Origin of the sequence: Micromonospora sp. HM5-17, from assembly GCF_003762835.1 — a bacterium.
GTDB lineage: Bacteria > Actinomycetota > Actinomycetes > Mycobacteriales > Micromonosporaceae > Plantactinospora.
On record NZ_RJWA01000001.1, the window covers coordinates 999,605 to 1,020,376 of the forward strand.

General features: G+C 73.3%; 20 protein-coding genes and 1 tRNA gene. 17 read left to right on the top strand and 4 right to left on the bottom strand.

Going from position 1 to position 20,772, the window contains the following annotated elements; translation table 11 throughout:
* Positions 1-10: 10 nt before the first annotated feature.
* Positions 11-667: a response regulator transcription factor gene (locus tag EF879_RS04525; protein WP_123554848.1), complete on the bottom strand. Its 657-nt coding sequence runs from the start codon at positions 665-667 to the stop codon at positions 11-13.
* A 445-nt stretch (positions 668-1,112) separates the two neighbouring features.
* Between EF879_RS04525 and EF879_RS04530 the strand changes: the two genes are divergently transcribed.
* A complete protein-coding gene (locus EF879_RS04530; RefSeq protein ID WP_123554850.1) occupies positions 1,113-1,859 on the top strand; it encodes a lytic polysaccharide monooxygenase in 747 nt (248 codons plus the stop codon).
* 140 nt (positions 1,860-1,999) lie between these two features.
* Positions 2,000-2,599, top strand: a complete 600-nt coding sequence (locus EF879_RS04535) for an NADH-quinone oxidoreductase subunit B (RefSeq protein ID WP_123554852.1) — start codon at positions 2,000-2,002, stop codon at positions 2,597-2,599.
* A 60-nt stretch (positions 2,600-2,659) separates the two neighbouring features.
* On the opposite strand, the gene EF879_RS04540 is transcribed toward EF879_RS04535, so the two are convergent.
* Positions 2,660-3,706, bottom strand: a complete 1,047-nt coding sequence (locus EF879_RS04540; RefSeq protein WP_199736122.1) for a glucose 1-dehydrogenase — start codon at positions 3,704-3,706, stop codon at positions 2,660-2,662.
* 116 nt (positions 3,707-3,822) lie between these two features.
* On the opposite strand from EF879_RS04540, the gene EF879_RS04545 reads away from it, so the two are divergent.
* The 11 genes from EF879_RS04545 to cutA all read left to right on the top strand — a co-directional run bounded on the left by EF879_RS04545 (position 3,823) and on the right by cutA (position 15,655).
* A complete protein-coding gene (locus EF879_RS04545) occupies positions 3,823-4,599 on the top strand; it encodes an NADH-quinone oxidoreductase subunit C (RefSeq protein ID WP_123554854.1) in 777 nt (258 codons plus the stop codon).
* Positions 4,599-5,564: a complex I subunit 1 family protein gene (locus EF879_RS04550; RefSeq protein ID WP_123554856.1), complete on the top strand. Its 966-nt coding sequence runs from the start codon at positions 4,599-4,601 to the stop codon at positions 5,562-5,564. The genes EF879_RS04545 and EF879_RS04550 overlap by 1 nt, the downstream gene beginning before the upstream one ends.
* A gap of 230 nt (positions 5,565-5,794) precedes the next feature.
* Positions 5,795-6,436: an NADH-quinone oxidoreductase subunit I gene (locus EF879_RS04555; RefSeq protein WP_123554858.1), complete on the top strand. Its 642-nt coding sequence runs from the start codon at positions 5,795-5,797 to the stop codon at positions 6,434-6,436.
* A complete protein-coding gene (locus tag EF879_RS04560) occupies positions 6,433-6,936 on the top strand; it encodes an NADH-quinone oxidoreductase subunit J (protein WP_123554860.1) in 504 nt (167 codons plus the stop codon). The genes EF879_RS04555 and EF879_RS04560 overlap by 4 nt, the downstream gene beginning before the upstream one ends.
* Entirely contained in the window at positions 6,933-7,394 is a 462-nt protein-coding gene (locus EF879_RS04565; protein ID WP_123554862.1) for an NADH-quinone oxidoreductase subunit K, read from the top strand. Before EF879_RS04560 ends, EF879_RS04565 begins: the two co-directional genes overlap by 4 nt.
* Complete coding sequence (locus EF879_RS04570) at positions 7,391-9,376, top strand: NADH-quinone oxidoreductase subunit L (RefSeq protein ID WP_123554864.1); 1,986 nt, start codon at positions 7,391-7,393, stop codon at positions 9,374-9,376. The genes EF879_RS04565 and EF879_RS04570 overlap by 4 nt, the downstream gene beginning before the upstream one ends.
* Positions 9,373-10,914: a NuoM family protein gene (locus tag EF879_RS04575; RefSeq protein WP_123554866.1), complete on the top strand. Its 1,542-nt coding sequence runs from the start codon at positions 9,373-9,375 to the stop codon at positions 10,912-10,914. The genes EF879_RS04570 and EF879_RS04575 overlap by 4 nt, the downstream gene beginning before the upstream one ends.
* A gap of 88 nt (positions 10,915-11,002) precedes the next feature.
* Positions 11,003-12,628, top strand: coding sequence for an NADH-quinone oxidoreductase subunit N (locus EF879_RS04580; protein ID WP_123554868.1), 1,626 nt, complete (start codon positions 11,003-11,005; stop codon positions 12,626-12,628).
* A 109-nt stretch (positions 12,629-12,737) separates the two neighbouring features.
* A complete protein-coding gene (gene htpX / locus EF879_RS04585; RefSeq protein WP_123555421.1) occupies positions 12,738-13,607 on the top strand; it encodes a zinc metalloprotease HtpX in 870 nt (289 codons plus the stop codon).
* A gap of 318 nt (positions 13,608-13,925) precedes the next feature.
* Entirely contained in the window at positions 13,926-15,194 is a 1,269-nt protein-coding gene (locus EF879_RS04590; protein ID WP_123555423.1) for an MFS transporter, read from the top strand.
* Between the two features lie 116 nt (positions 15,195-15,310).
* Positions 15,311-15,655 carry a divalent-cation tolerance protein CutA gene (cutA, locus tag EF879_RS04595; protein WP_123554870.1) on the top strand — a complete coding sequence of 115 codons (345 nt, stop codon included), beginning with the start codon at positions 15,311-15,313 and terminating at the stop codon, positions 15,653-15,655.
* Between the two features lie 52 nt (positions 15,656-15,707).
* Here cutA and EF879_RS04600 read toward each other — a convergent pair whose 3' ends face one another.
* Positions 15,708-16,202 carry a YajQ family cyclic di-GMP-binding protein gene (locus EF879_RS04600; RefSeq protein WP_158624110.1) on the bottom strand — a complete coding sequence of 165 codons (495 nt, stop codon included), beginning with the start codon at positions 16,200-16,202 and terminating at the stop codon, positions 15,708-15,710.
* Positions 16,203-16,350: 148 nt separating this feature from the next.
* Here EF879_RS04600 and EF879_RS04605 point away from each other — a divergent pair.
* From EF879_RS04605 to EF879_RS04615, 3 genes are all read left to right on the top strand, one after another.
* A tRNA-Tyr gene (locus EF879_RS04605) sits at positions 16,351-16,434 on the top strand.
* 188 nt (positions 16,435-16,622) lie between these two features.
* Positions 16,623-17,435 carry a GntR family transcriptional regulator gene (locus EF879_RS04610; protein ID WP_233604214.1) on the top strand — a complete coding sequence of 271 codons (813 nt, stop codon included), beginning with the start codon at positions 16,623-16,625 and terminating at the stop codon, positions 17,433-17,435.
* On the top strand, positions 17,423-18,211 hold the full coding sequence (locus tag EF879_RS04615) for a glycosyltransferase (protein ID WP_233604215.1): 789 nt from the start codon (positions 17,423-17,425) through the stop codon (positions 18,209-18,211). The genes EF879_RS04610 and EF879_RS04615 overlap by 13 nt, the downstream gene beginning before the upstream one ends.
* 142 nt (positions 18,212-18,353) lie before the next feature.
* Here the strand turns inward: EF879_RS04615 and EF879_RS27945 are convergent, their stop codons facing one another.
* Complete coding sequence (locus tag EF879_RS27945; RefSeq protein WP_123554874.1) at positions 18,354-20,147, bottom strand: ABC-F family ATP-binding cassette domain-containing protein; 1,794 nt, start codon at positions 20,145-20,147, stop codon at positions 18,354-18,356.
* Here EF879_RS27945 and EF879_RS04625 point away from each other — a divergent pair.
* Positions 20,147-20,536, top strand: coding sequence for a TetR-like C-terminal domain-containing protein (locus EF879_RS04625; protein WP_123554876.1), 390 nt, complete (start codon positions 20,147-20,149; stop codon positions 20,534-20,536). The genes EF879_RS27945 and EF879_RS04625 overlap by 1 nt on opposite strands.
* The last annotated feature ends 236 nt before the right edge of the window (positions 20,537-20,772 follow it).

Genomic DNA, 20,772 nt, shown 5'->3' on the forward strand with positions numbered 1-20,772 from the left:
CGACTCCGGTCTACTCGGTGCGGAGCCGGTAGCCCACACCGCGGACGGTCTGGACCAGATCCGGGTCGCCGATCTTGGTCCGCAGCGATCCGACGTGCACCTCGACGGTGTGCCGGGCCGCCCCGGTGGTGGGCCAGACGTCCAGCACGATGCGTTCGTGCGGCACCACCGCACCGGCCTGCCGAGCCAGCGACAGCAGGATGTCGAACTCCTTGCGGGTCAGGGCGACGGCCCGGCCGTGCACCGTGACCAGCCGCGCAGCGGCGTCGATCCAGACCGGGCCGACCTCGATGGTCTCCGGGCGGGGCAGACCGGAGTTGGTCCGCCGGAGCACGGCGACGATCCGGGCCTCCAACTCGGCCATGGAGAAGGGCTTGACCACGTAGTCGTCGGCTCCCATTCGTAGCCCGACGATCCGGTCCCGCTCCTCGCCTCGGGCGGTCACCGCGATGATCCCGAGCTGTGCGTTGCGCTGGCGCAGGGTGCGGCAGACCTCCACCCCGTCACCGTCCGGGAGGGTGAGGTCGAGCAGCACCAGGTCACAGGGGGCGGCGGCGAGCGCGGCCGCGGCGGTGGCCGCGCGTTCGACGTCGTACCCGCGCCGGGACAGCGCGGAGGCCATCGCGCCGGCCACCCGGGCATCGTCCTCGACCAACAGGATCCGCATCCGGCTCGCTCCTTGTCTGCGTACCGCGCACTCGGATCATCGCGTATCCCGGTCCCCGCCGCATCGGGGTCGGCGGTCAGCCCGTCTGGCCGACCTCGTCGACGACGGCGACGGCCGGCGCACCAGGTACCCGCACGGGATCGTGGACGGAGCGCGCGATGATCGCCGCTGCTGTCAGCCCGCCGGCGTCGATGGCCTCGACTCGTCCTGGTGATTCCCGCACGACCTTTCGCGGAGCCGGGAATCGTCACCTGTTATCCGCAGCTCGCGCGGCAGGGGTTCACGGCCGGAGGTGGTGCTGATGTTCGGGGTGATCACGGGGACGAGGCCGCCGACCGGGTCGGTGGCCGTCGGTCGGTATCGATAAACGGCGCACAGGCGTATTTACTGTTAACAATCCTTTTCTTATGGTTAGGAGACCTTCCCATGACGTGAGGAGCCCGTGATGCGAAGACCCGTGGTTCTGACGACGGCGACGGCCGCCGCCGTCCTCGCCAGCGTGCTCGTGGCCGTCCCGGCCGCCCAGGCACACGGCTACGTCTCGTCACCGCCCAGTCGGCAGGCACTCTGCGCGCAGCGGGTGGTCCCCGACTGCGGCCAGATCCAGTACGAGCCGCAGAGCGTCGAGGGGCCGAAGGGCCTGCGGAACTGCCACGCCAACAACGCGCGCTTCGCCGTGCTGAACGACGACAGCCGCAACTGGCCCGCCACCTCGGTGGGCAGCACGGTGAACTTCACCTGGGTGCTCACCGCCCGGCACGCCACCAGCACCTGGGAGTACTACATCGGCAACACCCGGCTCGCCGTCTTCGACGACGGCGGGCGGCAGCCCCCGGCCACCGTGTCGCACACCGTCTATCTGGGTGGCTTCACCGGCCGACAGAAGCTGCTCGCGATCTGGAACATCGCCGACACGGCGAACGCCTTCTACGCCTGCGTCGACCTTCAGATCGGCGGCGGAGGCAACCCGAACCCGACCCCCACCCCGACCCGGACACCCACCCCCCCACCGGCCACCACGGCGCCCCCCACCACCCCGCCCCCGGCCGGCGGGACCTGGCGGGCCGGTACGACGTACCAGGTCGGCAGCCAGGTGACCTACGGCGGGCTGACGTACCGCTGCCGACAGGCCCACACCGCCCTCCCCGGCTGGGAGCCGCCGAACGTCCCGGCGCTCTGGGAACGGATCTGAACCGCCTCCGGCGGTGCGGTCGGCAACGGCGCCGACCGTACCGCCGGTTGCCCTACCGCCGGTCCCGTCGCCGGCCGGCACTCCGGCCGGCCGGGCGGTTGTGGTTGACTGGCAGAGGGACCGGGAGAGGAGGGTACGTGGTGCGGCTACCGGCGGTACTCGGCGAGCCGATCCGGTTCGTGCTGAACTGGGGCCGCCGCTACTCGCTCTGGGTCTTCAACTTCGGGCTCGCCTGCTGCGCCATCGAGTTCATCGCCACCAGCATGGGCCGGCACGACTTCATCCGACTCGGGGTGATCCCGTTCGCGCACGGACCGCGCCAGGCCGACCTGATGGTGGTCTCCGGCACGGTCACCGACAAGATGGCCCCGGCGATCAAGCGGCTCTACGACCAGATGCCGGAGCCGAAGTACGTCATCTCGTTCGGCGCCTGCTCGAACTGCGGCGGACCCTACTGGGACTCGTACTCGGTGACCAAGGGGGTCGACCAGATCATCCCGGTCGATGTCTACGTCCCCGGCTGTCCGCCCCGGCCGGAGGCGCTGCTGCACGGCATCCTGCGACTCCAGGAGAAGATCGCCGGCGAGCAGTCCGGGATCGGCGGCGTCGCCCGACCCGACCCGCTGGCCTCGCCGGCCGAGACTCCCGCGCCGGCACCGGGCGACGTACCGGGGACGGCCAACCCCGGTCGCAGCGTCGCGTCACTGACCGCCCCACCGGTCGTCCGGCCCGCGCGGTAGCCGAGGCCGTTCGGCCGCCGCCCACTCCGGCCGGCCCGACGGGACGCCGGTGGTCCGGGCTCATGCCTGGAAGTCGATGACCACCTTGATGTCGTCGGGCTGCCGCTGGTACGCCTCCGCGTACGCCGACACCGGCACCCGGCGCGTGATCATCCTCCGGAGCCAGCCCTTGTCGGCGGCGGCCAGTGCCTCGGCGGCGAGTTCCCAGTGCCGCCGGTTGGCGTTGACGGTGCCGAAGACGACGTTGTTCTCCAGCACCAGCGAGCGGTTGAGCGCCCCCGCGTCGAAATCGATGGTCCGGCCGCCCGTGGAGACGCCGGTCAGGCAGACGATGCCGTTCGGCGCCGCCTTGCACATCGCGTCGAGGATCACCGGCGGGGCGCCGGTGCACTCCAGGACGATGTCGAACTCACCCGGGAGTTCGGCGACGCTGCCGGTGTGGAAGCGGGCGCCGAGCGCCCGGACCAGGCCTGGCTTGGCGCCGCTCTCCGTGCGGTTCAACACGTGCACCTCGAACCCGCGCTGGCAGGCCAGCAGGGCGGCGAGCAGGCCGATCGGCCCGGCGCCGGTGACCAGCACCGTCTGCGGTTCCCAGGCGGCCCGGACACCGATCCGCTCGATGTGCTCCCACGCCTTGGCGAGAATGCTGGTCGGCTCCAGCAGCACCCCCAGCTCGGCGAGGCTCGGGTCGAGCCGTACGGCGAACTTCGGCGGAACCCGCCAGCGGTCGCGGGCGAAGCCCGGCAGGCCCTTGATGCCGTGCTCGGTGTACCGGCCGTTTCGGCACATGTCCCACTCGCCGGCCGCACAGTTGCTACAGGGCACCGGGTCGGGGTGCCGGACGATGCCGGCGACCAGGTCACCCGGGGCCAGGGCACCGGTGGGGTCCTCGATCACCCGACCGAGTGACTCGTGCCCGAGCACCAGGGCGGCCGAGCCGGGCGAGGGCTCGCCGTGGCCCCCCTCGATGACCTCGTGGTCGGTGCCGCAGACGCCGACCGCGATCGCCTCCACCAGCACCGCGCCCTCGTCGGTACCCGGCTCGGGCAGGTCGTCGACCAGCCGTAGCGAATCGGGCTGGCCCGGGATCACGGTAATCGCACGCACCTGGCCAATTCTTCCCAATGGACGCGTCCGGTATGCCCAAACCGGCCACGAACCCGGGCCCGGGGAGCGGCGTCTGCCAGGCGACGACGGCGCCGGATGGCCATAGGATCGCGGGCATGACGCCGGAAGAGGTCGGGAACCGGTTGGGCGCGCTGCTCGCGGACGCCGAGATCACCGTCGGCCGCTCCGGCGGCGAGGCGTACGCCCGGGCGACCGTCGACGTGCCGCCGGCCCGGTGGCGGGCAGCACTCCAGGCCGCCCGGGACGACACCGAGTTGGCCTGCGACTTCTTCGACTGGCTCTCCGCCGTCGACGAGTTGGACGCCGGGTTCGACGTGGTGGCGCACCTCTGGTCGACCCGGCACCGGCACGGCGTCCTGCTCCGGACCCGGGTGCCGCGGGAGGCGCCCAGGGTGGCGTCGGTGGTGGACCTCTTCCCCGGGGCCGCCTGGCACGAGCGGGAGACCCACGAGATGTTCGGCATCGACTTCGCCGGTCACCCCAACCTCGCCCCGCTGCTGCTGCCGCCGGAGTTCGAGGGGCACCCGCTGCGCAAGGAATTCGTGCTCGCCGCCCGGGTCGCCAAGGCCTGGCCGGGGGCGAAGGAGCCCGGCGAGTCCGAGGCCGGGACCTCCCGCCGACAGGCGGCCCGGCCACCGGGCGTACCGGCTCCGGGGGAGTGGGGACCGGCGGCGGCCGTACCGGGGACGGAGAGTCCACCGGGGCGACCGGCCCGGCGCCGGCCCACGACCGGGACCCCGGGCTCGCCGTCCCGGCCGCCGGTGGCCGGTCGTCCCGGCTCCGGATCGGAGGCACCGACGCCCCCGGGCGGGGTGGCTCCGGGGCGGGCGACCTCCGACGGGACGTCGGGGGACGGTGGGGAGGAGGCGTGATGCCGGTCTGGCTGGAGCTGGTGGTCCGGGTCGTCGGGGTGGTCGCCGCGTTCCTGGTCCTGCCGCTGGTCGTCGGGCAGGCCGAGCACAAGGTGATGGCGCACATGCAGGGCCGGCTCGGCCCGATGTACGCGGGCGGCTTCCACGGCTGGGCCCAGCTCATCGCCGACGGGGTCAAGTTCGTGCAGAAGGAGGACGTCACCCCGCGCGAGGCGGACCGGGCGGTGTTCCGGCTCGCTCCGGTGGTGGCGCTGGTGCCGTACCTGCTGGCCCTGCTGGTCATCCCGCTCGGCCCGAACGACCTGGTCGGGCAGCCCCTGGACATCGGGCTGTTCTTCGTACTCGCGGTGGTCGGGGTCGGGGTGGTCGCGGTGCTGATGTCAGCCTGGGCCTCGGCGAACAAGTACAGCCTGCTCGGCGGGCTCCGGGGCGCGGCCCAGCTGCTCGGCTACGAACTGCCGCTGGTCCTGGCCGCGGCGAGCGTGGCGATGGCCGCCGGCACGCTCAGCCTCCCCGGCATCGTCGAGGCGTGGCGGCCGTGGTGGCTGCTCTGGCAGGCGCCGGCGATGCTGGTCTTCTTCGTCGCCGGGCTGGCCGAGATCCGGCGACCACCGTTCGACATGCCGGTCGCCGACTCCGAACTAGTCTTCGGGTACATGACCGAGTACACCGGCCTGCGGTTCGCCTTCTTCCTCCTCGCCGAGTACGTCGGCATCGTGGTGATCGCCGCCCTCACCACCGTGCTCTTCCTCGGCGGCTGGCAGGGCCCGTTCGGCGACGCCTACCTCGGCTGGCTCTGGACCCTGATCAAGGTGTTCCTGGTCTCCTTCGTGATCATCTGGCTGCGGGTGAGCTATCCCCGGCTCCGTGAGGACCAGCTGCAGCGGCTCTGCTGGCTGGTGCTGGTGCCGGTGGCGCTCGGCCAGCTCGTCCTCACCGCCGGGGTCCGGCTCGCCATCGCGTGAGCTCCGACCCCGGGCTCCGTCGCCCCGGCGCCGCCGGCGGAGGCGGACCACACCCGCCCAAGGCGCGGTTTCCGCCGGCGGACGTGACCCACGCCGGCGCGGAGGACCCGCGGGCGGACGCCCGGGGCGGCGCCCCCCGGCGGGGTCGCACCACGGTCTCACGCGTCTCCGGGTCCGTCCGGACGGTCGGGTGGTCGCGCGGGACGCGCCGACACGGCAGGATATGGCGCATGAGTGAGCGCACGGGCCTCCCCGGCGAAGGGCTGGCGAAGGGGCTGGCCGTCACCCTCAGGACGATGACCCGGCGCGCACACACCCAGCAGTACCCGGATGTCGCCCCCGAGCTGCCGCCCCGCTCCCGGGGTGTGATCGCGCTGCTGGAGGAGAACTGCACGGTCTGCATGCTCTGCGCCCGGGAGTGCCCCGACTGGTGCATCTACATCGACTCCCACAAGGAGGAGGTGGCGATGCCCGGCGCGGCCCGGCCCCGCCAGCGCAACGTCCTGGACCGCTTCGACATCGACTTCTCGCTCTGCATGTACTGCGGCATCTGCGTCGAGGTCTGTCCCTTCGACGCGCTCTACTGGTCGCCCGAGTTCGAGTACGCCGAGTACGACATCAGGGACCTGCTCCACGACAAGACCCGCCTCGGCCAGTGGGTGGCCACGGTGCCACCCCCGCCCGCGCACGACCCCAACGGTGAACCGTCGAAGGAGGAGGCGACCGCCGCGAGGAAGGCCGCCGCCCCGGCCACGGCCGGGCAGCGCGGAGCCGGTCCGGAGGTACGGATACGCCGCCCCGCCCGCCGCCCACCGGCCGGCCCGGGGTCGGCCGGGAATCCGGAGGCGTCCGGCGGGAGGGAGTCGACGTGACCACCGCCGACGTGCTGATGCTCGCCCTGGGCGCGGTCGCGGTCGGGGCGGGTGCGCTGGTGGTGACCACCCGGCACCTGGTCCGGGCCGGCCTCTACCTGGTGGTCAGCCTCGGCGCGGTCGCCGGGATCTTCCTGGTCCTCACCGCCGAGCTCGTCGCCTGGGTACAGCTGCTGATCTACGTCGGCGCGGTGGTGGTCCTGCTGCTCTTCGCGGTGATGCTGACCCGGGCACCGATCGGGGCCGCCGACGACCTCGACCGGCCGGGCTGGCCGGCCACACTGGTCGGCGGCGGTACCGGGCTGGGCCTGGCCGTACTGCTCGTCGACGCGTACCGGTGGTCCACTGTGGAACTGCCGGAGCCGGGGACGGCGGAACGGCTCGGCACCGAGATCTTCGGCTCCTGGGTGCTGCCGTTCGAGGTCCTCTCCGTCCTGCTCCTCTCCGCCCTGGTCGGGGCGATCGCGGTCAGCGTACGGATCCCCGGGCGGCGCCGGTGAGACCCGTCATCCCGTACGTCGTCGCCGCGCTCCTCTTCGGGCTCGGCGTCTACGGCGTCCTGCGCCGGCGCAACGCCGTCCTGGTGCTGATGTCGGTGGAGCTGATGCTCAACGCGGTGAACCTGCTGCTGGTCACCGCCAACGCCGCCCCGCTGGCCACGGCCCTCGGTCGACCCGCCCCGGCCCCGGTCGCCCCGGAACCGTCTTCGGCCGCCGAGACCGCCGCCGCCCTGCCGTACACCGGGCAGGCGTTCACCCTCTTCGTCATCGTGATCGCCGCCGCCGAGGTGGGGGTGGGGCTGGCCATCGTGCTCCAGCTCTACCGGCTACGCGGCACGATCGCGGTCGACGACGTACGCCTCGACACGCACACGCCGGACCGCGGACCGCAGGCGACCGTGGCGTCACCGGCCTCGCCCGCCGCTCCGGGACCGGCGACGCGGGGAGCCGAGACATGACCGGGCCGGTGACGCTGGGCGTGCTGCTGCCGGCCGTACCGTTCGGGCTGGCCCTGCTCGGGCTGCTGCTGCCGCAGCGGTCCCGGACCGGCGCGGCGGCCCTCGGCATCGCCGGCGCGGCGGTCTCGCTCGCGGTCGCGGTCGCGCTGGTGATCGCCCTGGACGGCCGGGCCGCCGAGGCCGCCGCCGAGTGGGTCGACGTCGGCGGCCTCGCGGTCGCCCTCGCCGTCCGGCTGGACCCGGCCGCCGCCCTGGTCGCGGTCGCCGTCGCCGCCGTGGCACTGGCCGTGCAGGTCTACTCGGTCGGCTATCTGCGCGACGATGACCGGTACGCCCCGTACGCCGCGCAGGTCAGTCTCTTCACCGCGGCGATGCTGCTGGTGGTGGTCTCCGGCGACCTGATCCTGTTGCTGGTCGGCTGGGAGGTGATGGGCATCTGCTCGTACCTCCTGATCGGTCACGACCGGCGGTTGCCGGAGGCACCGGCCGCGGCGGTGAAGGCGTTCCTGGTGACCCGGGTCGGCGACGTCGGCTTCCTGCTCGGCATCGTGGTGCTCGGGGTGGCCGCCGGCAGCTTCCGGATCGCCGACGTGCTCGCCCACGACTTCTCCGCCGGGCAGCTCACCGCCGCCTGCCTGCTGCTGCTCGCCGGGGTGGCCGGCAAGAGTGCCCAGTTCCCGCTGCACACCTGGCTGCCCGACGCGATGGCCGGCCCGACCCCGATCTCCGCGCTGATCCACGCGGCGACGATGGTCGCGGCCGGGATCTACGCCGTGACCCGGCTCTTCCCGCTCTTCACACGGGCACCGGCCGCACTGGCGGTGCTCGGCGTGATGGGCGCGGTCACCCTGCTGCTCGGCGCGCTCGCCGCGACCGCCCAGGACGACATCAAGCGGGTGCTCGCCTGGTCGACGGTCTCGCAACTCGGCTACATGGCCGGCGCCCTCGCCGTCGGCTCGCCCCCGGCCGCGCTGTTCCACCTGCTCAGCCACGCCGCCTTCAAGGCGCTGCTCTTCCTCTCCGCCGGAGCGGTGATCCACGCCGTCGGCAGCAACCTGATCTCCGCGATGGGCGGACTGCGCCGTCCGATGCCGGTCACCTTCTGGTGTACGGCGCTCGGCCTCGCCGCGCTCTCCGGGGCGCCGCCGCTGTCCGGGTTCTGGAGCAAGGACGGCATCCTCGTCGCCGCCGAGCGGGTCGCCCGGCACCACGCCGGCCCGACCGCCGCCTGGGTCGGCTGGCTGGTCTGGATCGCCGGCCTGGTCGGGGTGGCGTTGACCGCCTGGTACGCCACCCGGCTGCTGCTGCGGACGTTCCTCGGCCCGTCCCGGGCGACCCCCCACCCGATCGACGGCGCGCCGACCGACACGCCCGAGGCCGCGGCGCTGGACGCCCCGACCCCCGGGGCGGACCGGACCCTCGGCACCGCGCCGATCGACGCGCCGGCCAGCGCGCCCGCACCGACTACCGCCGGGTCCCCGCACGATCCGCCCCCGACGATGCGCTGGCCGATGCTTCTGCTCGCCGTACCGACCGTGGCGCTCGGCCTGCTCGTCCTCGTCGCACCGTTCCGGTCCGCGCTCGACCTGGCCGAGGTGCACCCGGACGGCTTCGTGATCATCCCGGTGGCCCTGCTGCTCCTCGGCGCCGGTCTCGCCTGGTGGCGGTGGCGGGCCGATCCCGCCACCGATCCGGCGACCGCGCTGGGTCCGCTCCGCCCGGCCCTCGCCCGCGCCCTCTGGCTCGACGAGGTGCAGCACACCCTCGTGGTACGGCCGGTTCGGGCGCTCGGCCGGTTCGCCCGGCGTGCCGACGAGACGGTGGTGGACGGGGCGGTCGAGGGGACCGGCCGGGGTGCCAGTGGGCTCGGCCGCGGACTGGAGCTGCTGCATCGGGCCGGGGTACCCCGAGCCGCGGCCGCGGTGCTGGCCGGCGCGCTGCTGCTCGGCGCCGCCGCGCTCGCCTGGGGCGGTGCGACGTGACCGGCGGCGGAGACCTCACCCTCGGCGGGGTCGGGCTGGCCGCCACCGTCGGACTGCCCGCGCTCGGTGCGCTGGTGCTCGCCCTGTTCCCGGCCCGGCTCGACCGGGCGGCCCGGGTCACCGGTACGGCGTTCGCCGCCGCCACCCTGGTGGTCGGCGCGCTGCTCGCCGTCGGCGGCTCCGGCGACTGGTTCTCCTACCTGCCATCCTCGGCCGGGGCCCCCGGGGTGCGCCCCTGGCACGATCTCGACCTGCCCTGGGTGCCCGGTCTCGACCTGCGGTTCCACCTCGGCGTCGACGGGGTCTCGTACCCGCTCGTCGTGCTGACCGCGCTGCTGACCCTGCTCTGCTGCGGCTCCCTGCTCTGGCGGGTGCCGGCCCCCGGACGGGGCCGCACCCTCGTGGCGCTGCTGCTGGTCGTCGAGGTCGGCATCCTCGGCACCTTCCTCGCCCTCGACCTCGTCCTCTTCTTCCTCTTCTTCGAGGTCGTCCTGCTCCCGATGTACGCGGTCATCGCGGTCTGGGGGGACGCGGACCGGCGGCGGGCGGCCCGGAAGTTCGTTCTCTACACCCTCTTCGGCTCGGTGCTGCTGCTGGTCGGCGTCCTCACCGTCACCACCGCCGCCGGCACGGCCGACCTGGTGACACTGACCGGCGGCACCGGGCTGTCCCGGGGCACCCAGCTCGCCGCGTTCACCCTGCTGGCGATCGCGTTCGCGGTGAAGAGTCCACTCTGGCCGTTGCACACCTGGCTGCCGGACGCGCACACCCAGGCGCCGACGGTGGGCAGCGTCATCCTCGCCGGGGTGCTGCTGAAGATGGGGACGTACGGGCTGATCCGGGTGGCGGTCGGCGTCGCTCCGGAGGGCGCCCGGTGGGCCGCCCCGGTGCTCGGGATCCTCGCCGTCGCGGCGATCGTCGTCGGCTCGCTGGTCTGCCTGGCGCAGAGCGAGCTGAAACGGCTGATCGCGTACTCCAGCGTCGGACACCTGGGGTTCGTGCTGCTCGGCATCGCCACGCTGACCGCCACCGGCTTCCAGGCGGCGCTGATCGGCAACATCGCGCACGGGGTGATCACGGGGCTGCTCTTCTTCCTGGTGGGGGCGATCAAGGACCGTACGCACACCGGGGCGCTGGCCGAACTCGGTGGGCTGCGCGAGTCCACCCCCCGGCTGGCCGGCCTGCTCGGCTTCGCGGCGATCGCCTCGCTCGGCCTGCCCGGCCTCGCCGGCTTCTGGGGCGAGGCGTTCGCCGTCGCCGCGGCCTGGCAGCGGGGAGGGGCGCTCTGGACCACCCTGGCCGTGCTGGCGGCGCTCGGCGGGGCGCTCACCGCGGCGTACCTGCTCCGGCTGCTGCGCCGGGTCACCCACGGCCCGGCCGCCCCGGCGGTGCTGGCCCTCGCCCCGAACCTGGCCGGGGCGGAGGTGGCCGTCTGGGGACCACTGGTGCTGCTCGCCCTCGTGATCGGGCTCGCCCCGGCCCTGGTGCTCGGGGTCGCCGAGGCGCCGGTCGCGGCCCTGCTGGAGGCGATCCGATGATTCCCACCCGTCTCGATTCCGCGGATGTCGCCACGGTGGAGCCGGAGCACCGGGGCACGCGGGTGACCGGCGAGAGCGCGGGCGGGTGGTGGGCGTGACCCAGGCCGTCGACAACGTGGCGCTGGTGCCGGCGTACCTGGCCGCCGGTACGGCCGTACTGGTGCTCCTGGCCGACCTGCTCGTGGCCCGGCGGGGCGTGACGATGGCCGTCGTCGCGACCGGAGCCGCCGCGACCGGGCTCGGCGCCGTCCTGGTCGGTCTCGACGGCCCGCGGCGGACGTTCTGCGTCGGCACCGCCTGCTCCTACCAGGCGACCGGGCGGACTGCCCTGGTCGGCTGCCTCTTCGCCCTGCTCACCCTCGCGGTGCTGGCGCTGTCGGCGCCGCTGCTGCGCGCCGGGGAGGCGCCGTCCGGGGAGTACTGCTTCCTCCTCGCCTGCTCGATGACCGGCGGCGTGGTGCTCGGTGCGGCCGGCGACCTGATCACCCTGGTCGTGGCCCTGGAGACGCTGACCCTGCCGCTGTACGTCCTGGTCGGGCTCCGGCGGCGCAGCGTTGCCGGAACGGAGGCGGCGCTGACCTTCTTCGTGGTCAGCGTGGTCGCGACCGCGGTGACCCTGCTGGGTGCGGCGCTGCTCTATGCGGTCACCGGGGTGGTGCACCTGAGCGCGCTCGGCGCCGCCCTCGCGGCCGGGCCGACACCGCCGGAGCCGCCGCTGGCGGTGGTGGCGGTGGCGCTGGTGGTGCTCGGACTGGTCTTCAAGGTGGCGGCGGTGCCGTTCCACGCCTGGGCCCCGGCGACGTACGACGGGGCACCGGTGCCGATCGCCGCATACCTCTCCACCGCCTCCAAGCTCGGCGGGGTGGTCGCGCTGCTCGCCGTCGTCGGCGCCGGTCCCGGACCGGCGGCGGTCCCGTCGGCGCCGACCGCCCCGCCGGCGGCGCCCGTCGTACCGACCCCGCTGCCGACCGAGGTCACCGGCCCGGTGTTGGCGGTCGTGGCGGTGCTGACCATGGCGGTCGGCAACCTGGTGGCGCTGCGGCAGCGTCGGATGGTCCGGCTGCTGGCCTGGTCGTCGGTGGCGCAGGCCGGCTACGTGCTCGCTCCGCTCGGCGCGCTTGCCGGCTCGGCCGGCCGGACCCCGGAGGCGCTGGATGCCGCGGTGGCCGCGGCGGTCGCGTACACCGTCTTCTTCGTCCTGCTGGAACTCGCCGCGTTCGCCGCGGTGGTGACGCTGCGCCCGGTGGTCGCCGACGGTGGCGAGATCGCCGACTACCGCGGCGCGGCCCGGCGCCGGCCGTGGGTCGGCGCGGCGTTCGTGCTCGCCCTGGTCGGGCTGGCCGGACTGCCACCCGGGTTCGCCGGGCTCTTCGCCAAGGTCGTCGTCGTCCGGTCGCTGCTGGCCGGGGACGCCGGCTGGCTCGCCGTGGTGGTCGCGCTGAACGCGGTGGTCGGGCTCGCGTACTACGTACGCGTCGCCGCGACGCTCTACGCCCCGGAGCCGGCGGTGACCCGGGCCGGCGACGAGGCCGCGGCGCCCCCCACCCCGACGGACCCGGCGGCGCCGGCCGCCCCGGCGGGCGGAGCGCCGGTGTCCGGGCCGGCGGCCCTTCGCCCGGGCTGGGCGGTTGTCGCCGCGCTCGCCGCCGCCACCGTCGTCGCGATCGTCGTCGGCTTCGCCCCGCAACTCGTCCTGGACGTCGCCGCCCAGTGACCGTGCGGCGTTTTCCCAGGTAATTCACAGTCATATCCGGATTGTTGGTGGGGACTCGATTGTTGCACCGGTTGGCGGGCCCACCGGCCCGCGCACCGAAGGAGTGATCGTGCGTAGCCACCACAACGGTCTCAAAACAGCCGCGCTACTTGGCCTGCTCACCGCTCTGATCCTCGGCGTCGGTTACTGGTTCGGCGGCAGCAGCGGTCTGGTGATCGCTGTGATCGTCTCGCTGGCTATGAACGCCGCCAGCTACTTCTGGTCCGACAAGCTCGCCCTGAGCGCGATGCGGGCACGGCCGGTCAGCGAGGCCGAGTTCCCGGCGCTCTACCAGATGGTCCGCGAACTGGCCGCCGAGGCCGGTCAGCCCATGCCCCGGCTGTACGTCAGCCCGACGATGCAGCCCAACGCGTTCGCCACGGGACGTAACCCGCGGCACGCGGCTGTCGCGGTCACCCAGGGCATCACGCAGATCCTGGACTACCGGGAGCTGCGGGCCGTGATCGGCCACGAGCTGTCGCACGTCTACAACCGGGACATCCTGATCTCCAGCGTGGCCGCCGGCCTGGCCGGCATCATCACCATGCTGGCGAACATCGCCTGGTTCATCCCGCTCGGCGGCGGGGACGACGAGGACGCGCCGAACCCCGCCGTCCTGCTGCTGACGATCATTCTCGGCCCGATCGCGGCCACCCTGATCCAGCTCGCGATCAGCCGGAACCGGGAGTTCCAGGCGGACGCCTCCGGTGCCGCCCTGACCCGCGACCCGCTGGCCCTGGCCAGCGCCCTGCGGAAGATCCACGCCGGCACCCAGCGGCTGCCGCTGCCGGCCGACAACCGGCTGACCAGCACCGCCCACCTCATGATCGACAACCCGTTCCGGGGCGGCGGGCTGGCGACCCTCTTCTCCACCCACCCGAGCATGGAGGAGCGGGTACGCCGCCTGGAGCAGATGGCGTACACCGGCTTCGCCCGGTAACCGGTGTAGAGCGCGCATCACGGGCCTCGGCCCCGGCTCCTGTCCACGGAGCCGGGGCCGGCCCGCGTCTGGTGTCCGGACGTGGTCGGGGCCGGGGATCGGCGCCGTCCGGCGACGGCCGAACCGGGCCGGGTGGGTCGGGTCGGGTGTGGCGCGTGAGCCTCATCCCATGGCTTTCCGCCGATGCCGAGCCGCGGGGTGTGCTGGCGGAGTGGGGCCTCGGCGGGCGTGGTAACCCGGTTCAGCCCGAGGCGGGCTTTGGTTATGGTCGGAACCGAATCCACGCGTTACACCTTCACGACCGAGGAGTGCCTGCCGGTGACCGCGCTGCGTCAGTACCTGGAGGTGTGGCGGATCCCCGGCGCGCCGATGCTGCTGATCGCCGGCATCGTCGGTCGGCTCGGCATCGGCATGACGCCGCTGGCCCTGCTGCTGGTCGTCGAGCAGGTCACCGGCCGGTACTCGCTGGCCGCCGTCGCCGGCGGGGTGTACGCGCTCGCCGGCGCCGCGGTCAGCCCGATCGCCGGCCGGATCGCGGACCGGGTCGGCCCCAGCCCGGTACTCCTGGTCACCGCCGTGGCGCACCCGGCGGCGCTGGTCGGGCTGCTGCTCGTCAGCCGCGCCGGAGCCGACGCACTCATGATGATCGTCGTTGCGTCGGCGTTCGCCGGAGCGACGTACCCACCGATGACCGCCGCGATCCGGGGTGCGTGGCACGACCTGACCGACCCCGCCTCCGGCCGCTATGCCCTGCGCAACACGGCGCTCGCCGCGGAGACCTCCCTCTTCGAGCTCGTCTTCGTGGTCGGTCCGTCCCTCGTCGCGCTCTTCGTGCTGGTCGCCGATGCCCGGGCCGCGTTGCTCGGCGTGGCGGTGGTGACGCTGGTCGGCACCGTCGTCGTCGCGCTCGGCCGGGTGATGCGGAGCTGGCGCCCGCATCCGCGAGAGGCCCACGCCAGGGGACTCGGCCCGCTGCGGGTCAGTGGGTTCCCGGCGCTGCTCTTCTGCGTCGCCGGGCTCGGTGTCGCGTTCGGTGCCGCCGGAGTGGCGGTCCCGGCGTACGCCAGCGCGCACGACGCGCCCAACGCGGAGAGCGTGGCCGGGATCCTGCTCGCGATGTGGGGCACCGGAAGCGCGATCGGTGGATTCTGGTTCGGCACCCGGCCGCCGGCCCGGAACGCCACCCGGCAGTTCGCCCGGCTCCTCGCCCTGCTCGCGGTGACGTTCGGGGTCTTCGCCGTGATGCCCGGCCCGGTCGCGCTCGGGGTGGCGCTGGTGGTTGGCGGCGCCACGATCGCGCCGGCCCTGACCGTGGAGAACACCATGATCGGGCGGATCTCGCCGGCGAGCATGCTCAACGAGTCGTACACCTGGATGGTCACCGTGGCGGTGGCGGCGAACGCGGCCGGTGGTGCGGGGGCCGGGGTCCTGGTCGACCTGGTCGGCGTACCGTGGGCCTTCGTCTTCGCCGGGCTGGCGGTCGCGGCCGCCGCGGTGGTCGCGGCGCTGCCGACCGGTTCGATCGCCCGGGCCGAGGCGATGGCCGTGGTACGCCTCGAACGCGCCCTCGCCACCGACCCGAGCTAGCCTGCGCCGGCCGCCGGCCCGCCGGCGGTCCCGAAGGCGGGTCTCCCCGCCGTGCCGGCGGTCCCGGGCCACCCACCCCATGGTCGGAATCGGCGCCGGGATCGTAGCCTCCTGGCATGGAGGAGACCTGCGAGGTGATCATCACCGCGGCGGACGCGGACTGGCTGGCGGAGTTCACCCGCCGCCTCGTCACGGACCGGCTCGCCGCCTGCGGGCACAACATCGCCGTGATCCGCTCGATCTACCGGTGGGAGGGGAACGTCCAGGACGAGGACGAGGCCCGGGTCGCGCTGCACACCCGCCGGGCGCTGGTGCCGGAGATCGTGGCGCGGAGCCACCAGGAGCACCCGTACGAGGTGCCGTGTGTGATCGCCCTGCCGATTCTCGACGGCAACCCGGACTACCTGCGCTGGATCATCGAGGAGACCCGGGAGCCGGCGGCTACGGCGGCCCAGGACTAGACCGGGGCGGCCTCCACGGAGGCCGCCCCGGTGCACCTGGATATCGCGCAGCTCAGCGGTAGTTGGTGAACTGGAGCGCGATCCCGAAGTCCTCGGCCTTGAGCATCGCGATCACGGCCTGCAGGTCGTCCTTCTTCTTACCGGTGACCCGCAGCTGGTCGCCCTGGATCTGCGCCTGGACCCCCTTCGGACCATCCTCGCGGATCTTCTTGCTGATCGCCTTGGCCTTGTCCGGCGCGATGCCCTGGATGATCCGGCAGTCGATCTTGTATACCTTGCCCGACTGGCGTGGTTCGCCGGCGTCGAGCGACTTGAGCGAGATGTTCCGCTTGACCAGCTTCTCCTTGAACACGTCCAGGGCGGCCTTGACCCGCTCCTCCGTCTCCGCCTCCAGCGTGACCGCCTGGTCGCCCGCCCAGGAGATGGTGGCGCCGGTGCCCCGGAAGTCGAATCGGCTGCCAAGCTCCTTCTCGGTTTGCCGGAGGGCGTTGTCGATCTCCTGCCGGTCGACCTTGCTGACGATGTCGAACGACGGGTTGGCTGCCATGGTCTCCGCTCCTGCTGTATGCATCGTGACGGTGTGCCGGGGCCGCCCGGGCGGCGGCACGACAAGCCGACCGTACCCGGTTGCACGGCCCCCCGATGTAACCGCTATCCTTGCTCCCGTCGCCGCGCACGACGGGGCGGCACGCCCAGGCGGGTTGCCCGAGCGGCCAATGGGAGCGGACTGTAAATCCGTCGCGAAAGCTACCGAGGTTCGAATCCTCGACCCGCCACCAGGTGCCTGAGAAGGCCCCTGACCAGCCATAACCCTGGTCAGGGGCCTTCTTCGCCTTCTGATGCTTGGTGACCTTGATCGCCCCTGGTTGTCCGGTCCATCGGGCACACCACCGGGCACGCGGGATCGGCCCGCGCTGTGGGCCTGGTGAGGCCCGGGACGACCGTCCGAGGCGGTAGCGTCGGCGGCGTGAGTTCCCGTGACGGGCGTCCGCGCTACCTGCGACTGGCGGAGGAGCTGCGCGAACGCATCGTGAACGGAGAACTGCCTCCGGGAGCGGCCATGCCCGGCGACACGGAGCTGGCCGCGTCGTCCGGGCTGTCGCGGAGCAGTGTCCGAAACGCCATCCGTCAGCTGCGGGAATGGGGCCTGGTCCGGGCCGAACCGGGCCGGGGCACGTACGTGCGGGAGCCTCGACAGCGGATCCGTCGGCGCACCACCGAGCGGTACCAGTGGGAGAAGGATCGGGTCCTGCGGGACGAGGCCGAGCGGCGTCGCACCGGCGGGACGGAGCACGACACCGGCCTGACCGTCGACGATCTCACGTTCCACGCCGAGTATTCGCAGGTCGAGGCGGACCAGGACATGGCGGCGGCGTTCGGTCTGCCGGTCGGCACCCTGCTGCTGCGCCGGACGTACTGGACCAGTTCCCGGCACGAGACCGCCCCGCTGTCGCTGTCGTACTCGTACCTGCCGTACGACTACGTGAAGGCCAACACGCAACTCCTGTCGGCTGACCACGAACCCTGGCCCGGGGGCACGCAACACCAACTGTTCACGGTGGGGATCGAGCTGGACCGGATCGAGGAGGTCGTCCGGGCCCGGCCTCCACTGCCAGACGAGGCGGAACTCCTCGACATCGAACCCGGCGTCGCCGTCCTCGACGTGCGCAAGACGTCGTACGACACCACCGACCGGGTGGTCGAGGTCGCGGACATCGTCTTCCCCGGCGACCGGACGGAGCTCTGTTTCACCACCACGCTGAGGCGGTGGCACCGGTGAGGCGTCTCGTCTCGGTCGTCACCCCGGTTCACTGGCCGAGCGTCGGCTACCTCGCCGACGCCTACGCCTCCCTGGCCGGACAGACGATGCCGGACGGGTGGGACTGGCAGTGGCTCGTCCAGGAGGACGGCCAGGACGGGCTCCTGGTCGACCACCTTCCCGACGATCCCCGGATCGTGCCCGGCAGCGGTCGGCCCGGCGGCCCCGGCGTCGCTCGTACGCTCGCCCTCGCCCGCGCCGAGGGCGAGATCGTCAAGGTCCTCGACGCCGACGACCAGCTCACCCCGGGCGCGCTCGCCCGGGACATCGCGGTCCTCACCGAGAACCCGCACATCGGCTGGACCACCTCCCGGGTCCTGGACCTGCTTCCCGACGGCACCGCCCAGGAATGGGACCAGGACCCGCCCGAGGGCCCCATCAGCCGCGGTTCCGTCCTCGCCTTCTGGAAGGCCCACGACTACCGGGTGCCCGTCCACCCCGCCACCCTGTGCATGCGCCGAGACCTGCTGGTCGCCCTGGGCGGCTGGATGGCCCTCCCCGCCAGCGAGGACACGGGCCTGATCATCGCCGCCAACGTCCTCACCGACGGCTACTTCATCGCCGAACCCGGCCTGCTCTACCGGAAGTGGCCCGGCCAGATGACCGGCCAACTCGCCCACCGCGAACCCGGCGAACACGCCGCCCGGATCCGCGTCATCGAGGCCCGCGCGTACGCGTTGCAGTCCCTTCTGGCAACCACGCTGCCGTCCGTCACCCCGGACCCGCCGTCCACCTGAACGGCTCCGGCCCGGTGGTGCGAGGACGGCATGGCCGGCTCAGGTCGCCTCGCGACGGGCCGAGCGGCGGTACGACCGTCGCCCCGCGGCGGCGGTGGTGCGGTGGCTCATCGTCGGGTTCCCACGTACCGTCTGCTCCGGACTACGCCACGACCTCGGCTCCGGCGTGGAGTCGGCCGGCGGCCATGGTGCGGCGCGCGCCGCGCCAGCGTCGCCGGAGCTGGCGGTCGTGGCTGACCACGACGAGCGCACCGGGAAAGTCGGCCAGGGCCGCCTCCAGTTCCTCCACCAGCCCGGGCGAGAGGTGGTTGGTGGGTTCGTCCAGCAGCAGGACGTCGGCGGGCGCGCTGAGTAGCCGGGCCAGCGCGAGCCGCTGTCGCTGGCCGGTGGAGAGCGCACCCACGGGGACGGTGACCTGGTCCCCGTGGAACAGCCCCAGGCCGAGGAGGCGGTCACGGTGCTCCTCCGGCGGGCCGGGCAGCCCGTGGGCGTACGCGGCGAGCAGGCTCTGCCGTGGGTCGGCGACGACGGGGTCCTGCGGCAGGTAACCGCACCGTCCCCGCCGTCGTACGTGCCCACCGTCGGGGGACAGGTGACCGGCGAGCACGGCGAGCAGGGTGCTCTTGCCCGCGCCGTTCGCACCGTCGATCAGCAGCCGGTCGCCGGCCCGTACGGTCAGGGAGACCTCGTGGAGCCGATCAGCGACCGTGACCGCCACGGCTTCCAGCAGCGGACCGGCGACCGGGTGCCCGGTCGGCGTCTCCGTCGTCGGCCCGGTCGGTACCGACTTCGCCGGGCCGACCGACGCCGACTCCGCCCGCGCGCTCGACGTCGTCGCCGAGGGCCGGGCCGCGGCCGTCGTCATCTGCGGCGCCGTCGGCGACGGTGCCGACGCCACGGGTGACGCCGCCGACAGGCTCGACGGGAGCGCGAACCGGAGCGGCTGCGGTGGCGGCGGCACGGGCCGGTCGAGGAGTCGGCGGAGCCGCTGCTCGGCGTTGCGGACCCGGCTCGCCACCGACTGCTGCACCCGACCGCCGTGCCGGTCGTACGCCACCTTGTTGCGGTCCTTCATCATCCGGCCCGGCGCGACGGCGCGGGCGCTGGTCGAGGCGACCTCGCGCAGCCGCTCGACCTCGGTCCGCCAGCGCTCGTACGCCTCGACCCACCGTCGCCGGGCGGCGGCCTTCTCGGCGAGGTAGCCGGGGTAGCCGCCGCCGTAGCGGTGCAGGGTACGGCGGTCGGCGTCCACCTCGACCAGGGTGGTGGCGACCTGCTCGAGAAAGATCCGGTCGTGCGAGACGACGACGCTGGTCCCGCCCCGGGTCCGCAGGTGCTCCGCCAGCCAGGTGAGGGCGGCGTCGTCGAGGTGATTGGTCGGTTCGTCGAGGAGCAGGATCTCCGAACCGGCGGAGAGCACCGCCGCGAGGTGTAGCCGGGCCTGCTCGCCGCCGGAGAGGTGGTCGAGCCGGCGGTCCTGGTCGATCCCGGCCAGGCCGAGGCCGTGTAGCGTCCGGGCCACGCGGGCGTCGGCGTCGTACCCGCCCCGGAGTTCGAAGCGTGCCGTCAGGTCGGCGTACTCGGCCAGGTCGCCCGCGTCCCCGGCCGCCAGCCGCGGCTCCAGCGCCCGTAGCCGTGCCTCGATCTCGCGTAGCTCGGCCAGGGCGTTGTCGATCACCTGCCGTACGGTCAGGTGTCCGGGCAGCGGTGAGTCCTGACCGAGATAGCCGAGGCCGCCCTCGGCGACCACGACCACCCGCCCCTCGTCCGGGTGCTCCCGGCCGGCGAGAAGCCGTAGCAGCGTGGACTTGCCGGAGCCGTTCTCGCCGATGATCCCGGTCCGTTCGCCCGGGGCGATGGCGTGGCTGACCTCGTCGAAGATGATCCGTTCGCCGTACGACTTGGTGACGGCATGCAGGCTGAGCTGGGAAGGCATTGGGTACTCCCGGAGCGTCGAAGGACGATCTCCGGGCGCTCAACCACGAGGTGTACGCCGCGTTGACCGCCGATCCCCCGATCACGTCGGCACTGATCACCGCCGCGCTCCGGTCGCCGCCGGCGGCCGAGGCCCTTCGCGCGTTCTGGGCCGATCGGTACGCCCGCAGCGCGGCCGTGGTCCGGCGGGCCGTGGCACGGGGTGAGATCCGTGCCGACGTCGACGCGTATCGCCTGCTCGTCGCGGCGACCGCGCCGCTCTACCACGAGCTGGTGCTGCTCGGGACGACGCCGACCCCGCGGCTCGCCGACCAGGCGGCCCGGGACGCCGCGGCGGCCGCGCGGGCCGGGGCGTTCACCGTCGACACGTCCGTGGCGATGGGCTCCTGACCGGTCTGCACGGAGTGGAGGCGCGGCCTCGACCCCGACCTGCGGCGCGGCGACGACACCGAGCCGCCCGCGTCGCCAGTCCGGACGGCGACCGCTCCGGCCGACGGTCTGATATGGAGGTTCGGATCGGACATGTCCGACTCATATTGCTCGGTTCCGTCGCGCGGCTGCGGCACTTCGTCCGCATTACCCGGACTGAAGTGGATGAAGTTATTTAGGTACGTTGCCTCATCAGT